Origin of the sequence: Sporomusa aerivorans (assembly GCF_041428895.1) — a bacterium.
GTDB lineage: Bacteria > Bacillota > Negativicutes > Sporomusales > Sporomusaceae > Sporomusa > Sporomusa aerivorans.
Genome location: NZ_CP156926.1, coordinates 2,865,001 through 2,887,906 on the forward strand (window position 1 = coordinate 2,865,001; position 22,906 = coordinate 2,887,906).

The 22,906-nt window shown below is 45.0% G+C and carries 21 protein-coding genes and 10 tRNA genes; 23 read left to right on the forward strand and 8 right to left on the reverse strand.

What is annotated here, in order from left to right; translation table 11 throughout:
* Nucleotides 1-2: 2 nt before the first annotated feature.
* The 6 genes from SATMO3_RS13410 to SATMO3_RS13435 all read left to right on the forward strand — a co-directional run bounded on the left by SATMO3_RS13410 (nt 3) and on the right by SATMO3_RS13435 (nt 3,792).
* Nucleotides 3-78, forward strand: a tRNA-Thr gene (locus SATMO3_RS13410).
* Nucleotides 79-87: 9 nt separating this feature from the next.
* A tRNA-Met gene (locus SATMO3_RS13415) sits at nt 88-164 on the forward strand.
* 8 nt (nt 165-172) lie between these two features.
* A tRNA-Gly gene (locus tag SATMO3_RS13420) sits at nt 173-246 on the forward strand.
* Between the two features lie 153 nt (nt 247-399).
* A complete protein-coding gene (locus SATMO3_RS13425; protein WP_371381277.1) occupies nt 400-1,365 on the forward strand; it encodes a glycosyltransferase family 2 protein in 966 nt (321 codons plus the stop codon).
* Nucleotides 1,366-1,630: 265 nt separating this feature from the next.
* Nucleotides 1,631-2,959 (forward strand): aspartate aminotransferase family protein, encoded by a 1,329-nt coding sequence (locus SATMO3_RS13430; protein ID WP_371381278.1) that lies wholly within the window; start codon nt 1,631-1,633, stop codon nt 2,957-2,959.
* Nucleotides 2,960-2,982: 23 nt separating this feature from the next.
* Nucleotides 2,983-3,792, forward strand: coding sequence for a 3-keto-5-aminohexanoate cleavage protein (locus SATMO3_RS13435; protein ID WP_371381279.1), 810 nt, complete (start codon nt 2,983-2,985; stop codon nt 3,790-3,792).
* A gap of 105 nt (nt 3,793-3,897) precedes the next feature.
* On the opposite strand, the gene SATMO3_RS13440 is transcribed toward SATMO3_RS13435, so the two are convergent.
* Together SATMO3_RS13440 and SATMO3_RS13445 are read right to left on the reverse strand one after the other, a co-directional pair.
* Nucleotides 3,898-5,340: a sensor histidine kinase gene (locus SATMO3_RS13440; RefSeq protein WP_371381280.1), complete on the reverse strand. Its 1,443-nt coding sequence runs from the start codon at nt 5,338-5,340 to the stop codon at nt 3,898-3,900.
* A complete protein-coding gene (locus SATMO3_RS13445; RefSeq protein ID WP_371381281.1) occupies nt 5,324-6,016 on the reverse strand; it encodes a response regulator transcription factor in 693 nt (230 codons plus the stop codon). The genes SATMO3_RS13440 and SATMO3_RS13445 overlap by 17 nt, the downstream gene beginning before the upstream one ends.
* 225 nt (nt 6,017-6,241) lie before the next feature.
* Here SATMO3_RS13445 and SATMO3_RS13450 point away from each other — a divergent pair, with 225 nt between their 5' ends.
* From SATMO3_RS13450 to SATMO3_RS13505, 12 genes are all read left to right on the forward strand, one after another.
* Complete coding sequence (locus SATMO3_RS13450) at nt 6,242-7,630, forward strand: SGNH/GDSL hydrolase family protein (RefSeq protein ID WP_371381282.1); 1,389 nt, start codon at nt 6,242-6,244, stop codon at nt 7,628-7,630.
* A 78-nt stretch (nt 7,631-7,708) separates the two neighbouring features.
* Complete coding sequence (locus SATMO3_RS13455; RefSeq protein WP_371381283.1) at nt 7,709-8,650, forward strand: DUF362 domain-containing protein; 942 nt, start codon at nt 7,709-7,711, stop codon at nt 8,648-8,650.
* Between the two features lie 3 nt (nt 8,651-8,653).
* Nucleotides 8,654-10,009 carry a 4Fe-4S dicluster domain-containing protein gene (locus tag SATMO3_RS13460; protein ID WP_371381284.1) on the forward strand — a complete coding sequence of 452 codons (1,356 nt, stop codon included), beginning with the start codon at nt 8,654-8,656 and terminating at the stop codon, nt 10,007-10,009.
* Nucleotides 10,010-10,170: 161 nt separating this feature from the next.
* A complete protein-coding gene (locus SATMO3_RS13465) occupies nt 10,171-10,380 on the forward strand; it encodes a hypothetical protein (protein ID WP_371381285.1) in 210 nt (69 codons plus the stop codon).
* A gap of 186 nt (nt 10,381-10,566) precedes the next feature.
* Nucleotides 10,567-10,833 carry a hypothetical protein gene (locus SATMO3_RS13470; RefSeq protein WP_371381286.1) on the forward strand — a complete coding sequence of 89 codons (267 nt, stop codon included), beginning with the start codon at nt 10,567-10,569 and terminating at the stop codon, nt 10,831-10,833.
* 363 nt (nt 10,834-11,196) lie between these two features.
* A tRNA-Met gene (locus tag SATMO3_RS13475) sits at nt 11,197-11,272 on the forward strand.
* Between the two features lie 6 nt (nt 11,273-11,278).
* Nucleotides 11,279-11,354, forward strand: a tRNA-His gene (locus SATMO3_RS13480).
* 13 nt (nt 11,355-11,367) lie between these two features.
* A tRNA-Gln gene (locus tag SATMO3_RS13485) sits at nt 11,368-11,443 on the forward strand.
* 2 nt (nt 11,444-11,445) lie between these two features.
* Nucleotides 11,446-11,536 (forward strand) — tRNA-Ser (locus tag SATMO3_RS13490).
* A 22-nt stretch (nt 11,537-11,558) separates the two neighbouring features.
* Nucleotides 11,559-11,647, forward strand: a tRNA-Ser gene (locus SATMO3_RS13495).
* Nucleotides 11,648-11,651: 4 nt separating this feature from the next.
* Nucleotides 11,652-11,740, forward strand: a tRNA-Leu gene (locus SATMO3_RS13500).
* Between the two features lie 11 nt (nt 11,741-11,751).
* Nucleotides 11,752-11,825: transfer RNA gene (locus SATMO3_RS13505), tRNA-Gly, on the forward strand.
* 131 nt (nt 11,826-11,956) lie between these two features.
* Here the strand turns inward: SATMO3_RS13505 and SATMO3_RS13510 are convergent.
* The 3 genes from SATMO3_RS13510 to SATMO3_RS13520 all read right to left on the reverse strand — a co-directional run bounded on the left by SATMO3_RS13510 (nt 11,957) and on the right by SATMO3_RS13520 (nt 15,578).
* Nucleotides 11,957-12,658 carry a DUF1638 domain-containing protein gene (locus SATMO3_RS13510; protein WP_371381287.1) on the reverse strand — a complete coding sequence of 234 codons (702 nt, stop codon included), beginning with the start codon at nt 12,656-12,658 and terminating at the stop codon, nt 11,957-11,959.
* 15 nt (nt 12,659-12,673) lie between these two features.
* The gene (locus tag SATMO3_RS13515; RefSeq protein WP_371381288.1) at nt 12,674-14,017 is read right to left on the reverse strand and encodes an MFS transporter; all 1,344 of its coding nucleotides are present in this window, start codon (nt 14,015-14,017) and stop codon (nt 12,674-12,676) included.
* 100 nt (nt 14,018-14,117) lie between these two features.
* A complete protein-coding gene (locus SATMO3_RS13520) occupies nt 14,118-15,578 on the reverse strand; it encodes a sigma-54 interaction domain-containing protein (RefSeq protein ID WP_371381289.1) in 1,461 nt (486 codons plus the stop codon).
* Nucleotides 15,579-15,937: 359 nt separating this feature from the next.
* Between SATMO3_RS13520 and caiT the strand changes: the two genes are divergently transcribed.
* The 4 genes from caiT (at nt 15,938) to SATMO3_RS13540 (ending at nt 20,701) form a co-directional block, all read left to right on the forward strand.
* Nucleotides 15,938-17,527, forward strand: coding sequence for an L-carnitine/gamma-butyrobetaine antiporter (caiT, locus tag SATMO3_RS13525; protein WP_371381290.1), 1,590 nt, complete (start codon nt 15,938-15,940; stop codon nt 17,525-17,527).
* A gap of 32 nt (nt 17,528-17,559) precedes the next feature.
* Complete coding sequence (locus SATMO3_RS13530) at nt 17,560-18,480, forward strand: tetrahydromethanopterin S-methyltransferase subunit H (RefSeq protein ID WP_371381291.1); 921 nt, start codon at nt 17,560-17,562, stop codon at nt 18,478-18,480.
* A gap of 103 nt (nt 18,481-18,583) precedes the next feature.
* Nucleotides 18,584-20,008 carry a glycine betaine--corrinoid protein methyltransferase gene (mtgB, locus tag SATMO3_RS13535; RefSeq protein ID WP_371381292.1) on the forward strand — a complete coding sequence of 475 codons (1,425 nt, stop codon included), beginning with the start codon at nt 18,584-18,586 and terminating at the stop codon, nt 20,006-20,008.
* 45 nt (nt 20,009-20,053) lie between these two features.
* Nucleotides 20,054-20,701 (forward strand): B12-binding domain-containing protein, encoded by a 648-nt coding sequence (locus tag SATMO3_RS13540; RefSeq protein ID WP_371381293.1) that lies wholly within the window; start codon nt 20,054-20,056, stop codon nt 20,699-20,701.
* An 89-nt stretch (nt 20,702-20,790) separates the two neighbouring features.
* Here SATMO3_RS13540 and SATMO3_RS13545 read toward each other — a convergent pair whose 3' ends face one another.
* From SATMO3_RS13545 to SATMO3_RS13555, 3 genes are all read right to left on the reverse strand, one after another.
* Nucleotides 20,791-21,111, reverse strand: a complete 321-nt coding sequence (locus tag SATMO3_RS13545) for a carbohydrate-binding protein (RefSeq protein WP_371381294.1) — start codon at nt 21,109-21,111, stop codon at nt 20,791-20,793.
* A gap of 12 nt (nt 21,112-21,123) precedes the next feature.
* Nucleotides 21,124-21,489: a carbohydrate-binding protein gene (locus SATMO3_RS13550; protein WP_371381295.1), complete on the reverse strand. Its 366-nt coding sequence runs from the start codon at nt 21,487-21,489 to the stop codon at nt 21,124-21,126.
* A 140-nt stretch (nt 21,490-21,629) separates the two neighbouring features.
* The gene (locus SATMO3_RS13555) at nt 21,630-21,977 is read right to left on the reverse strand and encodes a hypothetical protein (protein WP_371381296.1); all 348 of its coding nucleotides are present in this window, start codon (nt 21,975-21,977) and stop codon (nt 21,630-21,632) included.
* 326 nt (nt 21,978-22,303) lie between these two features.
* Between SATMO3_RS13555 and SATMO3_RS13560 the strand changes: the two genes are divergently transcribed.
* Complete coding sequence (locus tag SATMO3_RS13560) at nt 22,304-22,747, forward strand: tetratricopeptide repeat protein (protein ID WP_371381297.1); 444 nt, start codon at nt 22,304-22,306, stop codon at nt 22,745-22,747.
* Nucleotides 22,748-22,906: the final 159 nt, after the last annotated feature.

Genomic DNA, 22,906 nt, shown 5'->3' on the forward strand with positions numbered 1-22,906 from the left:
ATGCTGGTGTAGCTCAGTCGGTAGAGCGTATCCTTGGTAAGGATAAGGTCACCGGTTCAATCCCGGTCACTAGCTCCATTTTAATATGGCGGCGTAGCTCAGTTGGCTAGAGCATTCGGTTCATACCCGAAGTGTCCGGGGTTCAAATCCCTGCGCCGCCACCAATAAATGTGCGGGTGTAGCTCAATGGTAGAGCACTAGCCTTCCAAGCTAGCTACGAGGGTTCGATTCCCTTCACCCGCTCCAAAATTTGTACCTTGAAGGACTTGGTAAAAACCAGGTCTTTTTTATTGCATTTTTTTACGCAGCTTTTTCATTTTGTTTTCATAATCAATTGTTATAATTATAGAAATTACAGCACTAGTTATATTGAATTTTGCGGTTGTGAGGAGGGATTCGATGAAATATATATCGATAGTAGTACCTGTATATAATGAGCAGGATAATGTTACAGTATTTTACCGAGAGGTTTGTAAATACATGGAATCGACTGGTTACCGATTTGAGTTAATCTTTGTGGATGACGGTTCCACTGACGAAACTGTATTGGTTTTACAGAAGTTAATCCAGCGGGATAGCAGGGTACGTGTTATTCTTTTAGCCCGTAACTTTGGACACCAGCTGGCTTTGAGTTGTGGACTTGAGCATGCCGGTGGCGATGCCGTTATTACTATGGATGGAGACATGCAGCACCCACCGGCCATGCTGCCGCTGTTAATAAAAAAGTGGGAAGATGGTTTTGAAGTGGTTCAAACCATTCGTAAAGATACGCAAGGTGTCTCCTGGTTTAAACGGTTTACATCAAGAATGTTTTATCAGATCATTAATGCTGTATCAGACATTAATATATCGGAAGGCGGCTCAGACTTTAGACTGCTTGACAGAAAAGCGGTAGATACTTTCAAGAACTTTAAAGAAAAGGCAAGATTTATTCGCGGCATAATTAGTGCAATAGGCTACCGGCAAACGCAGATTGAATTTGTTGCTCCGCAGCGTTTTGCAGGTAAATCTAAGTTCTCCTTTAAGAAAATGATGAATTTTGCCCTTGATGGTATTACCGCCTATTCCAGATTACCGTTGCGCTTGGCATTGTATTTTGGAGGAATATCGGGACTATTAAGCTTATTGTTAACCATCGACGTTGTCTATACTAAGTTGTTTACAGCCGATGCCGTTCCCGGTTGGGCTACTATTGCCGCCAGTGTTCTGCTGTTGGGTGGATTGCAGCTTATAGGATTAGGCATTATCGGTGAGTATATTGGCAGGATTTTCGAAGAAGTAAAAGAGCGTCCCTTATACTGGGTAAGCGATGAGCTAAAGAGTAATGTCGACGCAGGTTCTAAAAAGGTAGATACAGTTGCATAATTTGTGGCCGCTTCAATACCTTTACCTAATATCCACTTTTGTGCAACTTGATTTGCTTAAATAAATTCTCAGGCAAAGCGGCGCATCCCTAATTGGGTATGCGCCGCTTTGCTATTAGCTATCCAGTCTCCTGTTGGTAATCGATCAGTAAAAGTGATTATAACAATACAAAACAATCATTTCTTATATGGATAGCTACATGATATACTACAGAAAAAAATAAGTCCAGTTTTTACGAAATATATTGGGAAAGGGTGAAAGATAAATGAGTAATGTTTTTTATCGTGCCGTTAATAAAACGTATATAGAGGTAGATCACGGCGAAGGCATTTATCTGTATGATACGAACGGGAATAAATATATTGACGCATGTTCGGGTGCTGCTGTAGCTAATTTAGGCCACGCTCATCCTGTTATCTTACAGGCCATGATGGAACAGGCGAAAAAGGTAGCATTTAGTCATTTATCCCGCTGGACCTCACAACCTATTCAGGAGGCTGCCGATTTGGTAGCCGAGCTGGCTCCAGGATCTTTAAATAAATTATATCTGGTGTCCGGAGGGTCCGAGGCGACCGAGGCGGCATTAAAAATGGCTAGAGGATATTTTGTAGAGCGTGACGGACAGAGTTCGAAATACCGCATTATCTCGCGCTGGAAAAGTTTCCATGGCAATACTATAGGCTCATTATCAATGACCGGCGATAAGCGCCGTAAAAAGTACACTCCACTGTTGTTAAACTTTCCGCATATTGCACCAGCTTACTGTTACCGCTGTCCTTTTGGCAAGTGCCAGGAAACATGCCAGGTGGATTGTGCTCACGATCTGGAACGCGCAATAAAAATGGAGGGAGCAGAATATGTGGCAGCCTTTATTGCCGAGCCAGTAGGCGGCGCAGCATGCGGCGCTATTGTTCCTCACAAAGACTATTTTAAAATCATTCGTCAGATTTGCGATCATTATGATGTTTTATTAATAGATGATGAAGTTATGGCTGGTTTTGGTCGAACGGGAACCATGTTTAGCATTGAAGATTATGGTGTAGTTCCTGATATGATTTGTGTCGCTAAGGGAATGAGTGCAGGCTATTCGCCGTTGGGAGCTGTAATTGCAACCGACGAAATTTATAACACCTATAAAAATGGATCAGGAGTTTTTGTCCATGGCCATACGTATGGTGGCAATCCGCTATCGGCTGCTGTCGCTTTGGCTGTGGTAAAAACCTTAGTAAAGGATAACATTGTGGAAAACTCCCGGAGAATTGGTGCGTATCTGCTGGCGCAATTACAAGAAAAGCTGCTGCCTTTCCCGTTTGTGGGAGATGTACGCGGCAAAGGTCTTATGCTCGGCGTAGAGATTGTTAAGGATATAGCAACGAAGGAACCATATCCGGTTGCTATGGGGATGGCGGAAAAGCTCACAGCTACTTTAGTAAAACATGGAGTCATTGTTTATCCGGGTACCGGCAATGCAGATGGCGAAAACGGCGATCAGTTTCTGTTGGCTCCACCGCTGACAATTACGAAAGACCAAGCCGATGAATTGATAGATAAAATGGTAACCGGATTTAAAGAATTCGATAATAATATTGGATAGATCGAGTGAGAGGGGAATCGCACTTGGAAAAGTTAATTATTACTATTGCGCCAACCGGAAATGTGCCAACTAAGTTAATGACGCCGCATGTTCCGGTGACACCGGCTGAAATTGCAAAAGAAGTTACTGAGTGTTATGAGGCAGGGGCGGCAGTAGCCCATATTCACGCCAGGGATGAAGAGCAGGCGCCCACAACTGATATTAAGTATTTTGCCGAAATTGTCCGCTTGCTGTCTGAGACGGGTTGTCCCATTATTAAGCAAATTTCCACTGGGGCTCGTGGTGGAAAATCAGGCGAAGCCCGTGCTGAATCCTTGACCTTGAATCCCGAATCCGCCAGTTTGGCGACAGGATCATCTAATTTTCCCGCCAGCGTGAATGCCAATGCCCCAAGCCTTGTGGAATATATGGCCAAAATAATGCTGGAGAAAAGCATTAAGCCGGAAATTGAAGTGTTTGACACGGCCATGATCCATAATGCCGTTAATTTACAGCAGGCCGGCCTATTGAAAGGACCGCTGCTGTTTAACCTGGTGTTAGGCGTAAAAGGATCTTTGCCGGCTACTGCTAAAAACTTATTCTTTCTCGTGGACAGTCTGCCGTCGGATGCTGTATGGAGTGTTTCAATAATCGGACCACAGCACATAAATTTATCTACGGTTGCAATTGCTCTGGGGGGACATGTCCGTGTGGGCATTGAAGATAATATTTATTACACAAAGGGGGTTCTGGCCACCAATGCTGCTTTGGTAGCGAGAATTGCCGCTATTGCCAAAAGTGTTGGCCGAGAATTGGCGACCCCTAAAGATGTCCTGCGAATCTGGGGAGACTGACAATGAGTGGTCGAAGAGGCCGCATACGAATCAATTACCTGTGTAACGTTTAAAAGGCGGCAGCAGCCCTCTTTCGCAGAAATGGACAGAGAGGCTGCTGCTGCTTTACTGTGTAGTATCATGTATAGTTAAAATCGGTGTCAACAGTGGAATTTTAACCACGACTGTGGTACCGCCCCCGGGTTTGCTGGTTAAATCAATGGTGCTGTCATGCTGAACGGCGATCCAGCGGGCGATGGACAATCCTAACCCTGTACCGCCGCCGGCGGCCTTGGTTCGCGATTTATCAGCCCGGTAAAAGCGATCAAAAATATGGGGCAAGTCTTCTTCAGGTATGCCTATGCCGGTATCTTGGACGGTAATTTCTAAATAGCCGTCCGCTTTATGGGACGCGATGCGGATTGTTTGGCCGGCTGGCGTATACTTAATACTGTTTTCGATAAATATACGCAGCATTTCTTTGATGGAGGATGCATCCGCATGAATAGTGGCGGAATCATTATGCGCCAGTACTATTTGATGGCTTGGCGCTATCAGGCAAGTTTCCTGTGCAATCCCGTCAATCAGCGGTTCTGTTGCTACAGGAACTTTGGCAATGATTTGCTTATTATGATCGGCTCTAGCCAAAAAAAGCAGTTTTTCTATTAGCTTATACATATTGGCAGCTTCTGATTTTATGGCAGCGATGCCTTCCTCCAAAGCAGCCGGATCTTGTTTGCCCCACCGGTCCAGCATGTTTGTGTAACCGCTGATTACTGTAATTGGTGTGCGCAATTCGTGAGATGCATCAGATACAAAGCGGCGCTGCTGTTCAAACCCGGTCTGAATCCGGTTTAGCATATGGTTAAAAGTTTTAGCGAGCTCTTGCAGCTCATCATTACTGCCAGTTATTTCAATCCGTTTTCCCAGGTCATTGACTTCTATTTCTCTGGCAGTGTTTATGACGTCACGCAGAGGCCGGAGAATTTTGCGACTGATAAAAACGCCGGATACAATAGCAATCAGCAGACCCAACGCGTTGGTTATCAGTAGGATTTTGATAAGAAATACAAGAAAATGCGCTTGTTCGGTCATGGGTTTAAAAAAATGCAGTAGATAGGGACGTTTATCAATGGTAACCACCTGGTTGGCATAATAAAAATAATGGCTTTCAATAGAGACAACTTGCGTTTTTCTATTGAGGGATGCTAGCAAAAAAGTGCCAATATCATTTGCCGGTTCTTCCGAAAAAGCGAGGGTATCGGCATTAAAAGGGGCGTTATCAAAAATAAGGTTATTCTGGTTATCTACAATGCGGAGTATGATTCCCATCGGTAGGAGCTTTTTCCTGAGCAAATACTGATCTACTGCGTTTTCGGTCTCAAGATAATGAGTTATGGTAGCTGCACTTCTATCCAGGCTGTTATCCGCCTGCGCATATAACATATAGCACAATCCGGCTACAGTAATCAGGCTGGTAAAAAGCAGAATACAGAAAAGAATAACTGCATATAAAATGGCTAGTTTAACCGAGATCGGTATGGCGAGCTGCTTAATCTTTAACCACATAGCCTACCCCCCGGATTGTGTGGATATATTTTTGGTTAAAGGGCTCATCCAGTTTATTGCGCAAGTAACGAATGTAAACATCTACGATATTAGTATCGCCTGTATATTCATAGCCCCAGACCTGCTGCAGGATACGATCGCGGTTTAGGACGAAATTTTTGTTGCGTACCAGATAATCCAGGAGGTCATATTCTTTCTTGGTTAGTTCTACCGGCTGCCCGTCTACCAAGGCTTCATAGCGGCTGGGAAACAGACTTAAATTTTTGACATAAAGCCGGCCGTCTTGCGTTGTCTGGTGTACAGCGTTTGTTTTGCGAAATGCTGCGCGGATGCGGGCAAACAATTCCGCAATAGCAAAAGGTTTAGTAAGATAGTCATTAGCGCCGGTATCCAACCCCGTTACTTTTGCTTCGATATCGTCTTTGGCCGTCACCATAATAATCGGAATCTCAGACAATTCCCGCACACGGCGGCAGATTTCCACTCCGTCCATTTCCGGCAGCATAACATCTAAAAGGATCAGATCGAAATCTTCCTGCATAATCCGGTCAAAAGCTCTGCGGCCATTTGTCTCGATGGCAGTTTGAAAACCTTCATGCTCCAGTTCCATCTGAAGAAAACGGGCGATTTTCCATTCATCTTCCACTACCAAAATTTTTTTCCCTTCAAGTGTCATAACTGTACCCTTCCCGTTTTTCCAATATGCTTTGATACAATTATATCAAAGCATATTTTTTATTGATTGGGAAGAACCTGTACTCATTTCTAATCTAATTCTAATCTTGAACTAATGTAAGTTTTATGTTCATCAGTTACTATAGGACTATCGATGCAAAATGTACTTGTCATAAGCGAAAAGCCCAGGGCTGCAAGTTAGCTGCTGGCGATAAGGAGGGAGACTGTGCGCGGCGCGTTATATAGGCGCAACTTTGTAATAGTTTTTTTACTAAGCTGTGTCTCGCTTGTTGTAGTCGGGAATTTTATTTGGACCAGCAATGTAGCTGGTATAGGGAAAGGCAGCCGGGAAAAGTTAACTACGCGGTCTGTAAGTCTGACAAATACGCGGGCGGACAAGCCGCTTGCCACTGTGCATTTCTCAAAGCAAGTTCCCGCTTCGGCAAAGCCTATGCTAATGTGGACCAAAGTTAAAGGGGCGGTGGCATATGAAATCGAATTGCTATCAGAATCGCCGGAAAACCCTAATGGTACAACCTTGTCCAAGCATGGCTTCTTCACCACGAAACAAGTCTATGTCCCCGGATTTAATGCTGATGTTTCCAATTATTTAATGCAGGACACCTTTTACTGGCGTGTGCGAGGGTTAGATTTTAGCGGTAAGGCGATAGGTGTTTTTTCTGATGCAGAGCTGGTATATGTTGACCGCCGGAAAGATTCTTTACAAAAACCTACTCCCACTTCAATTTTCAACCAAAGCGTCGGCAGTACGTTATTATATCCGGTATATGCCTGGATTCCGGTAGCCGGAGCGGATAAGTACGAAGTTGAAATATTGAATGACCTTCCGGAAAACCCTAACGGCATTGCTCCGTCCAGACACCGGATTGATGCAGCCGTTGTTGCGGGGTTTGACTACTATGATGAAACTCCCAGAATTTCTGAGAAACCTTTTTACTGGCGGGTAAGGGGATTGGATCAGGCCGGAAATCCGGTTGGGGTATATTCGGATGCGGGGCAATACAGCGTGAATCCCGCCATGCCTGTAACTGTGGCAACCTTCGGCGATAGTATTACGCATGGCGGCGGCAGTGTTTCTTATTCACCGGCAGATTGGGAGTACAGCTACCAGCATTATTTGGATTTTCCTACCGTAAACCTTGGTAAAAGCGGCGATACCAGTGCAACAATGGTTGAGCGGTTTGACCAGGATGTCTTACCTTTTCAACCGCGGTATCTACTGATATTGGCCGGAACAAACAGTCTGCGTGGAGGCGTGGAGGCAGACCATGTTATCGAAGATCTGAAAGTATTACAAGAAAAATGTTTAGCTAATAACATACGGCCTATATTCTTGACGCTGCCTCCTATTAACCCGGAGAATATAGAAAAAGTGTTTAACGAGTCTACTGTACCCGACTGGAATAATAAAATGAAAATAGTCAATGAATTTATTCGTTCGCAAATCTATATTGATATTACAACAGAAATGGACGATGCGATCCTGCCCGGGTATCTGGCTGTTGACGGACTGCACTTGGATATCAAAGGGAAAAAGAAGATTGCAGCCGCCATCAATACAAATTGGCAGCGCATCACACAACTGTCTCGCTAGCCCGCCGAATAGCAGCAGTTTATGCCTGATAAGCCGCAAACCGCACAAAAGTAAGTTTAGAGAGGAGACTGGTTTCCAATGAACAGGCGTCAATTTATCAGTGGAGTTGGCTATGGGATACTATCACTGGGACTAGCCGGATGCGGACTAAAACTACCCGGCGACAGCAGTAGTACCAAAAGTACGCCAGGCAATCAAGCAACCTCAGCGATGGTAAGCGGGCATGATCGCAGCAAACTTGTTATAGCCGAAGGCACTGAACCGGAAACTCTTATTGAGAAGGGCTTCACTGCTTTGGGCGGAATCGGTGCGTTAGTCCGGCAAGGAGCTACTGTAGTAATTAAACCGAATTTCAGTGTGCCCAGAAAACCGGAGGAAGCCTGTACCACCAATCCGCTTCTGGTTGCGGCAGTGGTTAAACAATGTCTGGCCGCCGGGGCAAAAGAGGTTAAAGTTATCGATTATCCATTTAACAGTCCGCCCGTATGCCTAGCCAACAGCGGTATAAAGCGAGCAGTGGAAGCTGCGGGTGGAAAAGCATTTGCCATCAATGAGCAAACTTACTATACCCAGGTGGATATTGGGGGTAAGATTTTGAAAACAGCTTTATTTTCCAAGGATGTGCTGGATGCCGATGTATTTATCAATTTTCCCATACTCAAGCATCATCAGCTTACGAAAGTGACCATGGGGATGAAGAATATGATGGGGTTGGTTTGGGACCGTGGCTACTTCCATAATACAGATGTTATGCAAGGAGTGGCTGAGCTTGCTGCTTACCGGAGGCCCCATCTTACCATATTGGATGCTACCAGAGGAATTACGGCCAAAGGTCCCTATGGGCCGGGACCTATCCGTGAATGGAATCAGGTAGTTTTTGGCGTCGATTCTGTGGCCGTAGATGCCTATGGAGCAACATTATTTGGTGTTAAGCCTGAGGAGATTGGCTATGTGGCGGCAGCTGCACAATTGGGCGTGGGTGAAATTGATTTGAAGAAGCTTACCGTTGTGAAGGTGTGATTAATGAAACTCAAGTTACCTCTTTTTCGCTATACCTTGCAGGTTATCTCGCTTGTTTCGTTCGTGTTCCTTCTTACCTGCCTAACCTATCCCCTTGGATCAGAAAACCAGCTATTACAATGGTTTTCGTGGTTTGATCCATGGCTTTTGCTGAGTCATTTGCGTTGGCAGCAGGAAATACCCTCCTGGGTGGAGCTGCCGTTGCTAATTTTAATGGCAACCCTGGTGTGGGGGAGGGTGTTTTGTGGCTGGGTATGCCCCTTTGGCGCCTTCCTGATGCTAATCGATAAAATGGGCAGGCTATTTTTCAAAGCCGTACCTGTTATTAGAATTAAAGGATTGTATTTTATTCAGCCAGTGCGGTACTACTGGTTGTTCTTTTTAGTAATTGTCTTTGGACTGGGATCGAACTGGGTTTTGTTTTTTACTCCTTTCGTCCTCTTGAGTCACGAAATTATCAGGACTTTACAGGGGGATGTCCCCTGGGCGCTTGCCGGGATAAGTGTCGCCACTCTAATGTTTTCACGGCTCTGGTGCAGCGTCTTATGCCCGACCGGAGTTTTATTGTCGGCAGTAGCGCGGTTACGGCTATTTCGTTATCAGATTGCGGGTAAATGCGTGCATTGTGAGCAATGTGCACAAGCATGTTCAGTTGGTGCCGCAGTAGCTGCTAGTGGTATTGCAAAGGACGGATGCTTGGCCTGTGGCGACTGCGGCCGGGTTTGTCCCACCAAATCAATTAAATGGCGGCCAGCAACCCGCAACGACAGTAAAGTGGAGGCTGCTCCACCTGACGAAGTTGCTGCCACAAGTCATCCATCGTCGCGTAGACAGTTTCTCCAAGCTGCTTTTGCTGCGGTTATGGCTGTTGCTTTATGGCAAAAGACGGTTACGGCGGCGAAAAAAGTGTTGCGGCCGCCCGGAGCTCTTACGGAAACACAGTTTACTGCCGTATGCAACCGCTGCGGCCGGTGTGTTATGGTATGTCCCGGCAAAGCGTTGCGGCCAATGACGCTTTCAGATGGTATAGCCAATTTTGAAACGCCATATATTATACCGCGTAAAAACCGCTGTGATTTATGTCTGGCATGCCAGGAGGTATGTCCGACCGGAGCCATTGCCAAGGTGCCACTGGAAAGAGTCCGGATGGGTCAAGCCAGTATTGATAAAAAACGGTGCATAGCCTGGAATGAGAATAAAATGTGCCTTATTTGCGGTGAACAGTGTCCGGTTGCGGCCATTGAAGCAGACGAGCAGCATCGGCCTGCGGTTCTGACTGAAAAGTGTGCGGGATGCGGTTCCTGCGAAAACGGCTGTCCTGTGGCCGGGGAAGCGGCTATCCGTGTTTTGCCTAAATAATCATTTCGGTATTTATGAAAGGAATAAGCCGGCTAATAGCGAATACAAATAATGGCCGTTTTTGGTATGTTACTGTTAACCATTAAAACGTGCTGAACTGCAAAATTCCGGCGGGCCGGATTTTGATTCATTCTAAGACGCGGAAAGAGAGAGGATTTCTAATGGCAGAAGACGTAATAGCAAAAGCAGATCAAGCCGACTCCAAGAAGGTAAGCTGGGAAGCGTTCGTGAAGCAGGATGTACTTAATTTTATGATGACTCATAACTTGCAGGCCATTACAGTAGACGATGGCGCCGGTAAGAAGGGTGTTATTAAACGGACAAGTAAAGGTGATTTTTCAGTACAGATCACTTCTAACGAAATATTGTAGAAAAGTAGTAACCCCATAGGCGGCCCTGGCAGGCTTACCCTGTGGGGTGCAATTTATTATAGCAGCTAAGATGTGATTGGAAGATATTGTATACTACACCAAGTATTGGAGAAGACATTTGAAAACAATCGAATTGACTGCTCTTTGCAGTGGTTCCGCAGGCGGGCAACAAGGAGGAAATCTATTTTGTCGCCAGTAAAAAAGGTGGCCATTTTTCTTATTATGATTGGCAGGGAAAAGGGGCAAAGCATCATTGAATTAATGGATAATAGTGAAATTAAAGCAGTTGTTGCAGAAATTCGGAGTTTGACAGCGATATCGCAAGCGATGCAAGAAGATGTTTTTGGTGCATATAAAGAACTAGGCTATGAAGATGATATGAGACCTTCTGAAATATTAACTATCATGCGTTTTTTGTTTAATGACAGCAGGATAAGCAATAAGGACGGCTAGTCCTTATTGCACTGGTAGACAACATAACGAGAACTATATCATCTTCGAGGATGTGAAATACTGGAATAACAAAAGTTTCCAGTAAGTATTCAATACAAAAATATTGACATGAGTAAAAAAAAATGTTAATATAATATTCCGCCTTAAAAAGCGGCAAAATATAACCGATCCCCGGAAAAAACTGTGAGCGAACATCCTCAATTTATGTTTTCGCTCTGCAACGCCAAGCAATTTCGTAATGTTTGTCTTCGGTGAAGGTTTTAGGGAAAGGATAATTAGGAAGTTCCGCGCTTCGCTTGGAACTAAGCGATTCACACAAGTTCTAGCGCCGCGATGCTCCTAATAACTTGGTTCTCTGCTTATCGCGGGATGGAGCAGTTGGTAGCTCGTCGGGCTCATAACCCGAAGGCCGCAGGTTCAAGTCCTGCTCCCGCAACCAATTATGGTGGCTGTGGTGAAGTGGTTAACACGCCGGATTGTGGCTCCGGTATTCGAGGGTTCGAGACCCTCCAGTCACCCCAACTTAATACAAATAGGGGCGTAGCCAAGTCGGTAAGGCCACGGACTTTGACTCCGTCATGCGTTGGTTCGAGTCCAGCCGCCCCTGCCAATGGAGCGGTACTCAAGTGGCTGAAGAGGACGGTTTGCTAAATCGTTAGAGGTCGTGAGGCCTGCGTGGGTTCAAATCCCACCCGCTCCGCCATAATACTGTATCATGATAGTATGGAAGGGTGTCCGAGTGGTTTATGGAGCTGGTCTTGAAAACCAGTGATTCCGCAAGGAACCGTGGGTTCGAATCCCACCCCTTCCGCCAATATGCCGGGGTGGCGGAACTGGCAGACGCAACGGACTTAAAATCCGTCGGAAAGAAATTTCCGTACCGGTTCGATTCCGGTCCTCGGCACCATTAGACAGTATGCGGGTGTAGCTCAATGGTAGAGCACTAGCCTTCCAAGCTAGCTACGAGGGTTCGATTCCCTTCACCCGCTCCAAAAATAACACCTGTGATTTACCGATGAGTAAGCCATAGGTATCACTACATAACAGATATATATATAGATTCTTTTAGTTATTTTTCACCTAAACTTTAACTTGGTTTAGGTGAATTTGTTTTTAGATATGCTTAATTAGCCACTACTGGTGATAACGCGGGATAAAAATCATATATTGTAATCTCTTGTCCGGGATTGCATACGATGAACTCGGACTCCCATGGCACTGGTGTTAGCAGCTTACGTAGTAAATGCAGCGAGCCTGGGATAACGTCATAATGCATATTGAACTTTTCGCAAGAGTCTCTAATAGCTGGCAGTATATTTTCAATTTTGTATGCACCGGTATCAATAATCATAAACCGGGTGTAGTTATTCAACATTTTTTTTACTATCCGCAGGGCTTTCTGCTCGCCATAACGTTCGACCCAGGATAAATATGACCACATTATATTGCCTGCCGGGTCTAACCAGCCTTTGGTAAGAAAATAAGTACTGATTGCGTTAGGGATACTTCGCCGGGTTTCTGTTGAGCCAAGCAACATAGTAATGCAGTCATCAATCCGCGGGATTACGAGTTTGGCTTTGGCAGATTTTATGCCTACGAGGCCATTTCCGCAACAGCCAAAAGCCATGAGAATAATATCCGCGTCCAGTGCGTCAACCTGTTCCTGGACCTTGTCGCGCAGAAGATCAGGGGAATTGTGCAGGCCGGATTCCAAGTACACTACAGGATAAATTAAAGCTGATGCCTTCATAACAAGCTCTAACTCGTCTTTTATTGTCTGACAAGCTAAAATTACTGTTTTTACAATAATCACCTCCGTTAGCATTTTTGAAGCGTCTTCTTATTTTGGGTTTAATACAATTGAACTTGCCTCCTTAAGCGTCAGGCCTTTTGTTTCAGGAGCCCAAATTATACAAGTCACCAACCCAAGCAAAGTTATAAATGTACTGATCAGCATTGTGTTGCCTATTCCTACAGTTTGTAAGGAATAGGGTAGGGCGAAAGTGCCAATAGCTGCGCCAATACGGCTGAGTGCGGTTATCACTCCGACAGCGGAAGCACGAACATTAGTCGGAAACAGTTCGTTGGGATAAATCCAGTCAAGTGCGCTGGGAGGGCCGGAAAAAAAGGCATAAGCAGCAAAACAAATAAATATTAGCCAGGAGGGTGCGTCTGGAATTACACCTAAGAATAACATTGACAGTGTCATGAACGTGAAACTACCCAGAATCAGTGGCCGGCGGCCAACCTTATTTACAAAGAAAATGGATGCAACGGTGCCTGCCAGGAAAAATATATTAATGACCGCATAGCCGATAATCCAGTCAGTGCCGCTGCCTAAATGGAAGGCATCCAAAATCTGTGGTGCGAATGTATATATAGCAAAGCAAGGTGCAACCTGGAAGGTCCAAAAAAGTCCGACAAACATGGTTTTTTTGAAGTATTCCGGCTCAAAGAGCTTACTAATTTCGGTTTTCTCGCTGGCAGGCTCATCTAGATCGTCTAATGTAGCACGAGATCCGTATACTTGTTTAACTATTGTAAGAGCTTCAGCGGTACGGCCTTTGCTCACCAACCAGCGCGGCGATTCCGGTGTTCCCCAGCGGCCTAGTACCAGTAGAAGCGCCGGAATCGCAGAACTTCCCAGCATCCATCGCCAGGCATCCGGGCCAGAAGCTAATAACAAATAACCTATAATACCTGCTACAACAGCGCCTGCATACCAGGCACTTGCCAATAGGCCCATCATGGCACCACGATATTTGCGCGGGGAAAACTCCGCTAGCAGTGATGTTGCAATCGGATAGTCCGCGCCGATTGCAATTCCTATGAGAAATCTTAGTAAAGCTAGTTCGAAAGGTGATGTAACGAAAATTTGTAAAATTGAGATAATTATAATGACGATAAGATCAATTTGATACATAAACTGACGCCCTGTTAAATCTGTCACATAACCAAAGATAGCTCCGCCCACTAGCAGTCCGATTAGGGCGGCGGCGCCAATAAGTCCTGTCCAAAATGCATCCAAACGGAGTTGGGGCTCTAGTTGTAATAATGCCATGCCGATAATTGTCAGAATATATCCGTCTAAAAAGGGCCCACCGCTGGTATAAGCTGTGAGTCTTTTTAAAAAAGGGGTTAAGGGGGAATCCTCGACGGCAAGTGAGGGAGCTGTGGTTTTCATTTTTCAGCCTCCTTATGCTTATGGTGCAATTTATTTGCTAAAATAATATAGCAATTTTCATGCCAGGCAGGAGACGATTGAGGCTGGGCAGAAGGCGTGATTAACCCGATTTATAGTTCGTAGATTTAATACCCAGTTTGCGAAGTCTGTAGTGCAAGTCTTGTCGAGAAATTCCTATTTGTTTGGCACTGTCGCTCACGTTGCCGTTATTCATTTTTAAAGTTTTTTCAATATAATCTTGTTCGCATTGGCGAAGATATTCAGTCAAAGGTATCCCGGCAGATATTTCACTTTTTGGTGTATTGTTTAGTCTATTTGAGGATAAATTACTTAGCATTCGTTTTAGTAGAAATGAAGGTAAATCTTCGATACCAAGTTCTGTTGCCGTATTTTCAACAACGCTCATGGCGCTCTCGATCACATGTTCTAATTCGCGGACATTGCCTGGCCAGTTATGTGCTGAAAACAATTCCAATAATTCCGGCGATAAATGCTTGATATTCAAATTCAACTGCTCATTAAAGCGGGAAACGAATTCTAGGGCGAGTATCGGTATATCTTCGGGACGTTCTCTCAAGGGGGCGATGTGTAAAATCACCGGTGTTAACCGGTACAGGAGGTCTTCACGAAATGCTCCTTTACTGGCTGCCTCATAGAGGCTTTGATTGGTTGCGCTGATTATCCGGCAGTTGATCTTACGCTCCTTTTTGTCGCCGAGGCGTCTTACGACCTTATCCTGTAGTAATCTTAGCAGCTTGGCCTGTAAAGGCAGGCTTAGTGAATTGATTTCATCCAGAAAAAGTGTACCGTTCTCAGCCTGTTCAAATAATCCGGGTGAATCGATAGCACCGGAAAATGCTCCCTTTACTGTACCCATGAGCAGGCTTTCCATCAGGTTTTCCGGCAGGGCCGCACAGTTCACGGCAATGAAAGGATTGGAGCTATAGCAGCTGGCGTTATGGATGCCCTGCGCAAAAAGTTCTTTGCCTGTACCGGTTTCCCCGTAAATCATTATTGTTGACGGCGTTGGCGCTATTTTTCGGGCTTGTTTCAAAGCTTGTTTAATAGGAGGACTGGCGCCAATGATGTCATCAAGGCTAAAACTAGTACCATTTAGCCGGTTTTTCGACTTGTTACGGCCAAAACAACTTACGACTTTTGTCAACAGTTCGTTTATCGAGGGCAGATCCCGGTTAATCGAATATACCGCTGTAATTTCTCCATTATCATAAAAAGGATAAGAGTTGTAAACAATATCGACTTTTTTGCCGGTATATAATTGATAAGTCATATATTGCTCTAGTAAAGGCTTTTTACTTTGTATGACCGCCTGGCGTTGAAGATTGGCAAGCGGTGGCAGCGTATATATGTCGGTGTCTTTTTTACCTAGCATATTCTGTCGTTTGGTGTCTTCAATTCTTTCAAAAGCACGGTTATAAATGAGAATGGTGCCGTCTTTATCGGCAGCGTATACACCTTCTGATATTGCGTCAATGATTTCGTGCAGCAGACGGTTTTCCCTATATAGCTCTTCGTAATTTTTTTGTTTATTATCAATCATCTAGCGCTCCCATCCTTTACCTGCAAAGTCACATATATAGCGTATTTTAAGACAAGAATTTTTTCATTGAAAAAATTCTTGTCTTTTGTATGTAAGTCCAGTGAGTATAAAGTATTTGAACTACAGGTGAAAAAAAGTTTTTCGTCTGAGGACAAAATCGGAATTCTTATTTCAGGCAAGATTTTAAAAAAAATCGAACGAATTTTTGCAAGAATCTTACTATTTAAGACATGGCTGCCATGATATGTATGTGGATGGCATGAGAATTGCAACAGTTGGAGGGTGTATCTATCTGGTATCAGGAAGGGGGTTTAGGTAGTAGGGGGTGCCATAAAAAAACAGCGTTAGGAGGGATGCAAATGAGTACACAGGAAAAAGGGATCGATAAATTACTGTTTTGGCCGCCGTTGGTGCTAGTTGCTGTAATTTGCAGCGCAATAATTATGAACCCTGAGGGGGGGACTAGCGCCGTAAACAAGGTGTTCTCTTTTTTAACCGGCCCCATGGGCTGGACGTACGAGGTTTTTGTTTTGGCGAATTTAGGCGTAGTGTTGTATTTTATATTTGGTAAATTCGCCAATAAAAGATTTGGCGGGGATAAACCGGAGTTTAGCACGCTGAGTTGGCTGGGGATGTTGTTTTCTGCCGGTACCTCAGCTGCGATCGTTTACTGGAGCCCGATTGAATTTTATTTTTATCTCACAGCGCCTCCTTTTGGTTTAGAACCCATGTCACCACAGGCTACGGCAATGGCTGGAGCGTATCCCTTATTCCATTGGGGACCAAGCAGTTATGCACTATATGTAGGTGTCGGCGTAGTGTTTGGGTACTTGTTCTTTGTGCAAGGCAAGGAAGTTTTCCGTCCAAGTACAGCTTGTGAAGCTATGTTGGGTAAGCATGCCAGCGGCTATTTGGGTAAGGCTATTGATATTTTCTATATGGTCGGTATTATCGCCGGAATAAGCACCTCCGTCGGCTTGGGTACACCGCTTCTTAGTGAAGTTATCACCAAAATAACGGGTATACCTCACACGTTAGGACTCGATGCCACCATTTTGATTATCTGGACGGTAATTATTGGAATAAGTGTGTATGGCGGGCTGGATAAAGGCATCCGGCAGTTGAGCGATTTTAGAAATTGGCTGGGATTTGCTTTACTGGCCTATGTTTTAGTAGCCGGACCGACCGCTTTTATGTTTAATAATTTCTTTGACAGCCTGGGTGTTATGTTCGATAACTATTTCCGAATGAGCTTGTATACCGATCCTATTCAACAGTCGGGGTTCCCACAGGGCTGGACCATATTCTACTTCGCCTGGTTTACAGCGTTTGCCCTGAGCACAGGAATTTATCTGGCGAGGATTTCAAGAGGAAGAACAGTTCGCGAATTCACTCTTGGAGCTACCTTCTCAGGTATTACCTGTGTTTATACCTACTTTATGATTTTCGGCAACTACACCATGGATTTGCAGGCCAGAGGCGTTCTCAATCTGGCGGAAATTGTCAAAACGCAGGGCGTTCCCAGGGCCATTGTAGAGATATTTGCAACGTTGCCTTTTAGTTCAGTTATACTGCCGATAATATTAGTTCTGCTGTTTATTTCCACAGCTACTGTTATTAATAGTATAGCATATACCCTCGCAATGGTAACTACTGAAAAACTAAAAGCCGGTGAGGAACCGGCCAAATGGAACCGGGTATTTTGGGCCTTGGTGCTCGGCGGACTTTCGTTGACCTTAATCTTCCTCGGCGGCATGAAGCCGCTACAGGCCGCAGCGGTGGCCGGCTCCTTCCCCACTATGTTTATCATGGGGATCATCTTATATGGTTTCATTAAAAAGGCAGGCAAAGAATGGAATGAGCCGGCAGATGCAAAGGCTGACACATCTGCGCCAGGGTTGGTTAACGAGCCCAATAAGGCCACGGATGCTGAAAGTATCAAAGCATAGATAGTAATATCAAAATAGGAGTGTGAGACTACATGTTCAGGTTTACTGCAGAACAGCAGGTGTATGACATTAATGGTGTAAAGATTGGGGGACAACCGGGCGAATTTCCGACAGTGCTGATTGGCAGCATTTTTTACCGGGGACACAAAATTGTGCTTGACGCCGCCAAGGGACTTTTCAATGAAGACGAAGCCAAGGCGTTGCTTGACCAGGAAGGCGAACTGAGCGCCGAGACCGGCAACCCCCGGATCATTGATGTGCTGGGAGATACCCCGGAGGCGCTGGCCCGCCACGTTGAATTTATTCTCAAGAATACTTCTTCACCGTTCCTGCTTGACAGCGTAAGCCCGGAAATCCGGACAGGCGCCCTAAAACTGCTGGGTAAGGACCCCGCTATCATTAACCGTCTCATTTACAATTCGATCGAAGAAAATTATACAGAGGATGAACTCAGCGTTATAAGGGAATTCGGCGTTAAGACTGCGGTAATCCTGGCTTTCAGCAAAAAACATCTTAAACCTAGCAGCCGGTTAAAGCTGCTGACAGGGGACGAAAAACACGAAGGTTTGATTGCTGCCGCCAAACGCGCCGGTATTGAACAGTTTCTGGTTGACCCCGGTGTGCTTGATGTTGCCAGCAACAGCTGGACTACCAAAGCCATCTATGATGTAAAAGAGCAAATGGGTTATCCGGGCGGCTGCGCGCCATCCAATGCTTTATACCTGTGGAAGAAGATGCGTTCCAAAGGATCGCCTTATTTTGAAGCGGCAGGCACTGCAGTGTTTAGCTATCCGGTAACCCAGGGGGCTGACTTTCTGCTGTACGGCCCGATGATGAATGCGCCGTGGGTATACCGGGGCATTGCCACCACCGATGCCATGATGGGCTATACCACTAAGATTACCGGCACCAAACTGGGAACTGCAGAGCATCCGTTATTAAAACTGTTCTAACGCGGTAGGGGGCCCGGCGGGTCTGGTGGCAGCACTGTCTGGCTGCAGCCGGTTACGACCGCCGGGTAAATATAAAGGATAAAAATGTAAAGAGGTGTTGACAATGCTACCTAAATTTAATGTATTAACACCTGAGCAGGTGAATCAGGTACATGAGCAGAGCATCAAAATTCTAAGTGAGATTGGCGTGGAGTTTTCCTATCAGCCTGCGCTGGATGTTTTGAAAGGCAAAGGACAGCGGGTAGAAGGGCAGCGAGTATATTTCCGCCGGCAGTTTGTCGAAGAACAGGTGGCCAAGGCTCCGGCCGAGTTTACTTTGCATGCGCGCAATCTGCAGCATAACCTGGTAGTCGGCGGTGAAAATATCATTTATATGCCAGGCTATGGCGCTCCCTTTATCCATGAGGCCGACGGCACCCGGCGCAACTCCAATATGCAGGACTTTGAAAATTTCGTAAAACTGTCCCATATGAGTCCCAACATGCATATGACCGGCGGCAATGCCGCAGAGCCCACTGAAATTCCTGATGCCATCCGGCATTTGAAAATGGTGCACAGTTCGATAACTTATTCCGACAAATGCTTTATGGGCAGTGCCTCCGGTTATGACAAAGCCAATGACAGTATCGAGATGGCGGCTTTGTTGTTTGGAGGCCGGGAAGTAATCAAAGAAAAGCCGGCCCTGATCTGTCTGATTAATTCAGTTACTCCGCTGAAATATGATGACCGCATGCTGGGCGCTTTGATGGCTTACGCTGAAGCTGGGCAGGCCATGGTAATCGCTTCCCTGGTCATGGCCGGCTCGACAGGACCGGCAACTATGGCAGGCGCTTTAGCCTTGCAAAATGCCGAAGTATTAGCCGGCATCACTTTAGCCCAGAGCATTAATCCCGGTACGCCGGTGGTTTATGGCTCAACCTCGGCCATTACCGATATGCAGACAGGCTCGCTGTCGATCGGCAATCCGGAAGGAGCGCTGTTTACCTCGGCCAGCGCCCAGATGGCCAGATGCTACCGGGTTCCCAGCCGGGGCGGCGGCGGCCTGAGCGATGCCAAGATTGTCGATGCCCAGGCCGGTTATGAATCCATGATGACCTTGATGGCTGCCAGTGTGACCGGGATTAACTTTGTCCTGCACACAGCCGGAATCCTGCAATATTTCATGGCCATGTCTTATGAAAAGTTCATTGTTGACGATGAAATAGCCGGCATGGTGCTCCGGTATCTGAAAGGCATCGACTTTGCCGAGGATAAGTTTGCTTTTGATGTTATTACTAAGGTAGGTCCGGGAGGACATTTCCTTACCCAGAAACACACCAAACAAAATCATGCCAAAGAGCTTCGCCGCACCCAGCTTAGCGACCGGGTATCCTATGACGGCTGGGCAAAAGAAGGACTTGACACCAACAAACGGGCTGAACGCCAATGGAAAGCCATGCTGGCCGAATACCAGGCGCCGGCGCTTGACAGCCAGCTTAGCCAGGCGTTGCATGCATTCGTAGAGAAAAAAACAGCCGAGTATCTGTAAGGCTAGTTTGAGTTTACAGCAGAAAATAAACGGAGGTATAATTTTATGAGTGAAGTTTTTGAAAATTTAAAGCAGGCTATTCTTGATGGCGATGAGGATTTGGTTGTTGAATATGTACAGCAGGTCATTGCTGAAAAAATTGATCCGGTTGCAGCAATACAGAACGGATTAATTAAGGGAGTAGAAGAACTTGGCGCAAAATGGAAAGCAGGCGAAGCTTTTTTGCCGGATGTCATGATGGGGGCAGATGCCCTGAAAGCAGGGCTCGATATGCTGGAACCGATTGTGGCCGAATCTGGCGCCAGCGGTGGCGACGCCAAAGGAAAAATTGTTATCGGCCAGGTGGCCGGCGACATTCATGATATTGGCAAAAATATTGTAGGCGCTATGATGACGGCTGCCGGCTATAAAGTATATGATATTGGCATTGATCAACCGGCGGAAAGCTTCCTGGCCAAGGCCGAGGAAGTAGGCGCTGATATTATTGCCGCCGGTGCTTTGCTGACGACTACGATGGCCGCGCAGAAAGGGATTGTTGATTATCTTAGGAGCCGGAATTTGCGCGAAAAATATAAAGTAATGGTTGGCGGCGGCCCGACCAGTCAGGCTTTTGCTGATGAAATTGGCGCCGATGCCTGGGCCGAAACTGCAGATGAAGCTGTTATCCTCTGCGACAAGCTTATTGTAAAATAAATTTTGAAAATAATAGTTAAGATGTCTTGCTAAGCTTCATTCTTACCAAGTAAGCAGCCTACCATAAATTACTGGCAGGCTGCTTACTTTTATTGGTGAATATTGAAATTGTAATTGAGACCGTTGTTATTATCCCAGTTGTTGACGGAATCTTTGAAGGCCATGCATACGGTGTCGTGATTATTGGCTATGATAGTGGTTTCAAAGCCGGAGGGAGTCCTGGTCATCTGTACATCCTGAGCATTTTGCCACTCGAATCCAAAGCCGATGTGAGCATGGATACAGGAAGCGCCGCTTTTTGGTAATAGACCGTTGTAACAAATTTTTACAGCTTCGCCCGGATGAGGATTGGTGGGACTGATAATTACACCATTGGCTAAATATTCATTACTGTTTGCTTTATAGAGCATATTAATTCCTCCTTATATGCATACTTCTGTTTCATAATCCAGGGAATACTCCACACTGTGTCTCTTAACTGGAAAAGAATAATTAGAGCCTGAATTGTTATCCCAGTTATTGGCCGAATCCTTGAAGCAGACATTGAGGCGATCGGTATGATTGGTGATAGGAATGGAAACTTCAAAACCACGTGGGGTACGATTCATTTTGTAGTCGGCTGTTGATTTCCAGTTGCTTCCGAACCCTACATGGGCGTAAACTTCTGATGCACCATTTTGGAGTAAGATACCGTTATACATAATCTGGACCTCCTGATTCACAGCCGGAATAGAAGGACTGATGGTAACACTACTGTAAAGATAATTTGCGGCAATTTTCTGTTTCATTGAATCACCTCCTTTGGAATCAACTACAATCTAGTGTTTACACATTCTTCTTTCAGCAATCATGAAAACTATTGGCAATTGTTAAATTTTAAATTACTCTTTTCGCGTGATATATGACAGTGAATTCCAGAGATACTAAGTTAAATATCCAGTTTGCTCTGCAAATCTGCCAAAGCTATTTGTAATTCCCGGATTTGTTCCTGCAAATACTGATTTTGGCTATATAACTCATTAATAGTATTCAACAGGGTGTCGCTTACGGTAGAATCTATGAAGTTTTCCTCGGCAACCTTGGCTTGACTTGCCTCAATGGCCTCTTGGGCCGCCAGTATTACCCCGCGGGTTACCAGTGCTTCACCTATATCGATGATAAGCCGGCCTAATACGCTGGATTCTATGGCATCTAAACCTTCAGCAAGAAGTATACCTATAAGCCAGGTAATTAGGGCGGTTTGAGTAGGATTTTCTAATATGTCATTGAAATCCATCCTATCACCTTCAGCATAGTTTTGTATATTTTATGAGACTGTGTTCATTATTCGAATAACGAGCCGTAAAAGCGATACAGGGGCTTACTCATAAAACGTAATAATTACCCCAAAAAATAAATCGTTGGTATTCGCTAGCATCCGGTCGTCTGTTTTCAAGAGAGTACAATTTCCAAGCCATAAAAATTGGTATAGATAATAAATCAGTTCAGTGTAGGAAAGATAATTAACCGTATTCGAAAGTGAACTCTGGGGAAGTATGGCATTTAGCGGGGGACAATGATATACTTTATATAATAAAATTTTAGTGTTAAAGGAGTATGTTTGTGAACGAAGATGAGCACTCATTAACTGCGATACAATGGTTTAATTTAGGCTATGATTATGACAGTAAAGAAGATTACGACAAGGCTGTTTTTGCGTATACGAAAGCAATTGAACTGAATCCGCAAGACGCTGATGCTTATATTAACCGTGGAGCTGTTTATGATATTAAGGGGGAATATGATTTAGCTCTTAGCGATTATACGAAAGCAATCGAACTGAATCCGCAAGACGCTGATGTTTATTCCAATCGCGGAGCTGTTTATGATTTCAAAGGTGAATACGATTTGGCTATTGCGGATTATAACCAAGCGATTGAGTTAAATCCACAAGCTGTAGATGTTTATATCAGCAAAGTTGCTGTTTGTGAAAAATCGGGTCATTATACTCCCTGTCAAATTGATGCAATCAAGCAAAAAATAAGAGAGCTTGGCGGCGAAATTTAGCTTTTATATTCTAAGTGCATATACTGTTCAATACTAAGTTTAAGATAGAAAAGTAAGTTTGCAAAGCACTGGTAAATTGCTTATTTGGTAGTTTATAGGTGCTTTTTTTGCTATATATTGAGCAGAAACTTAGTTAAAGCTATAAATAAACAAAATGTA

Excerpts from the sequence above, each read along its gene's own strand:
- SATMO3_RS13440 (WP_371381280.1), bottom strand. The coding sequence starts at position 5,340 with ATGTGGTTAAAGATTAAGCAGCTCGCCATACCGATCTCGGTTAAACTA.
- SATMO3_RS13510 (WP_371381287.1), bottom strand. The coding sequence starts at position 12,658 with ATGCTAACGGAGGTGATTATTGTAAAAACAGTAATTTTAGCTTGTCAG.
- caiT (WP_371381290.1), top strand. The coding sequence starts at position 15,938 with ATGAGTACACAGGAAAAAGGGATCGATAAATTACTGTTTTGGCCGCCG.
- SATMO3_RS13520 (WP_371381289.1), bottom strand. The coding sequence starts at position 15,578 with ATGATTGATAATAAACAAAAAAATTACGAAGAGCTATATAGGGAAAAC.
- SATMO3_RS13425 (WP_371381277.1), top strand. The coding sequence starts at position 400 with ATGAAATATATATCGATAGTAGTACCTGTATATAATGAGCAGGATAAT.
- SATMO3_RS13465 (WP_371381285.1), top strand. The coding sequence starts at position 10,171 with ATGGCAGAAGACGTAATAGCAAAAGCAGATCAAGCCGACTCCAAGAAG.
- SATMO3_RS13430 (WP_371381278.1), top strand. The coding sequence starts at position 1,631 with ATGAGTAATGTTTTTTATCGTGCCGTTAATAAAACGTATATAGAGGTA.
- mtgB (WP_371381292.1), top strand. The coding sequence starts at position 18,584 with ATGCTACCTAAATTTAATGTATTAACACCTGAGCAGGTGAATCAGGTA.
- SATMO3_RS13555 (WP_371381296.1), bottom strand. The coding sequence starts at position 21,977 with ATGGATTTCAATGACATATTAGAAAATCCTACTCAAACCGCCCTAATT.
- SATMO3_RS13540 (WP_371381293.1), top strand. The coding sequence starts at position 20,054 with ATGAGTGAAGTTTTTGAAAATTTAAAGCAGGCTATTCTTGATGGCGAT.
- SATMO3_RS13460 (WP_371381284.1), top strand. The coding sequence starts at position 8,654 with ATGAAACTCAAGTTACCTCTTTTTCGCTATACCTTGCAGGTTATCTCG.
- SATMO3_RS13545 (WP_371381294.1), bottom strand. The coding sequence starts at position 21,111 with ATGCTCTATAAAGCAAACAGTAATGAATATTTAGCCAATGGTGTAATT.
- SATMO3_RS13550 (WP_371381295.1), bottom strand. The coding sequence starts at position 21,489 with ATGAAACAGAAAATTGCCGCAAATTATCTTTACAGTAGTGTTACCATC.
- SATMO3_RS13530 (WP_371381291.1), top strand. The coding sequence starts at position 17,560 with ATGTTCAGGTTTACTGCAGAACAGCAGGTGTATGACATTAATGGTGTA.
- SATMO3_RS13455 (WP_371381283.1), top strand. The coding sequence starts at position 7,709 with ATGAACAGGCGTCAATTTATCAGTGGAGTTGGCTATGGGATACTATCA.
- SATMO3_RS13445 (WP_371381281.1), bottom strand. The coding sequence starts at position 6,016 with ATGACACTTGAAGGGAAAAAAATTTTGGTAGTGGAAGATGAATGGAAA.
- SATMO3_RS13515 (WP_371381288.1), bottom strand. The coding sequence starts at position 14,017 with ATGAAAACCACAGCTCCCTCACTTGCCGTCGAGGATTCCCCCTTAACC.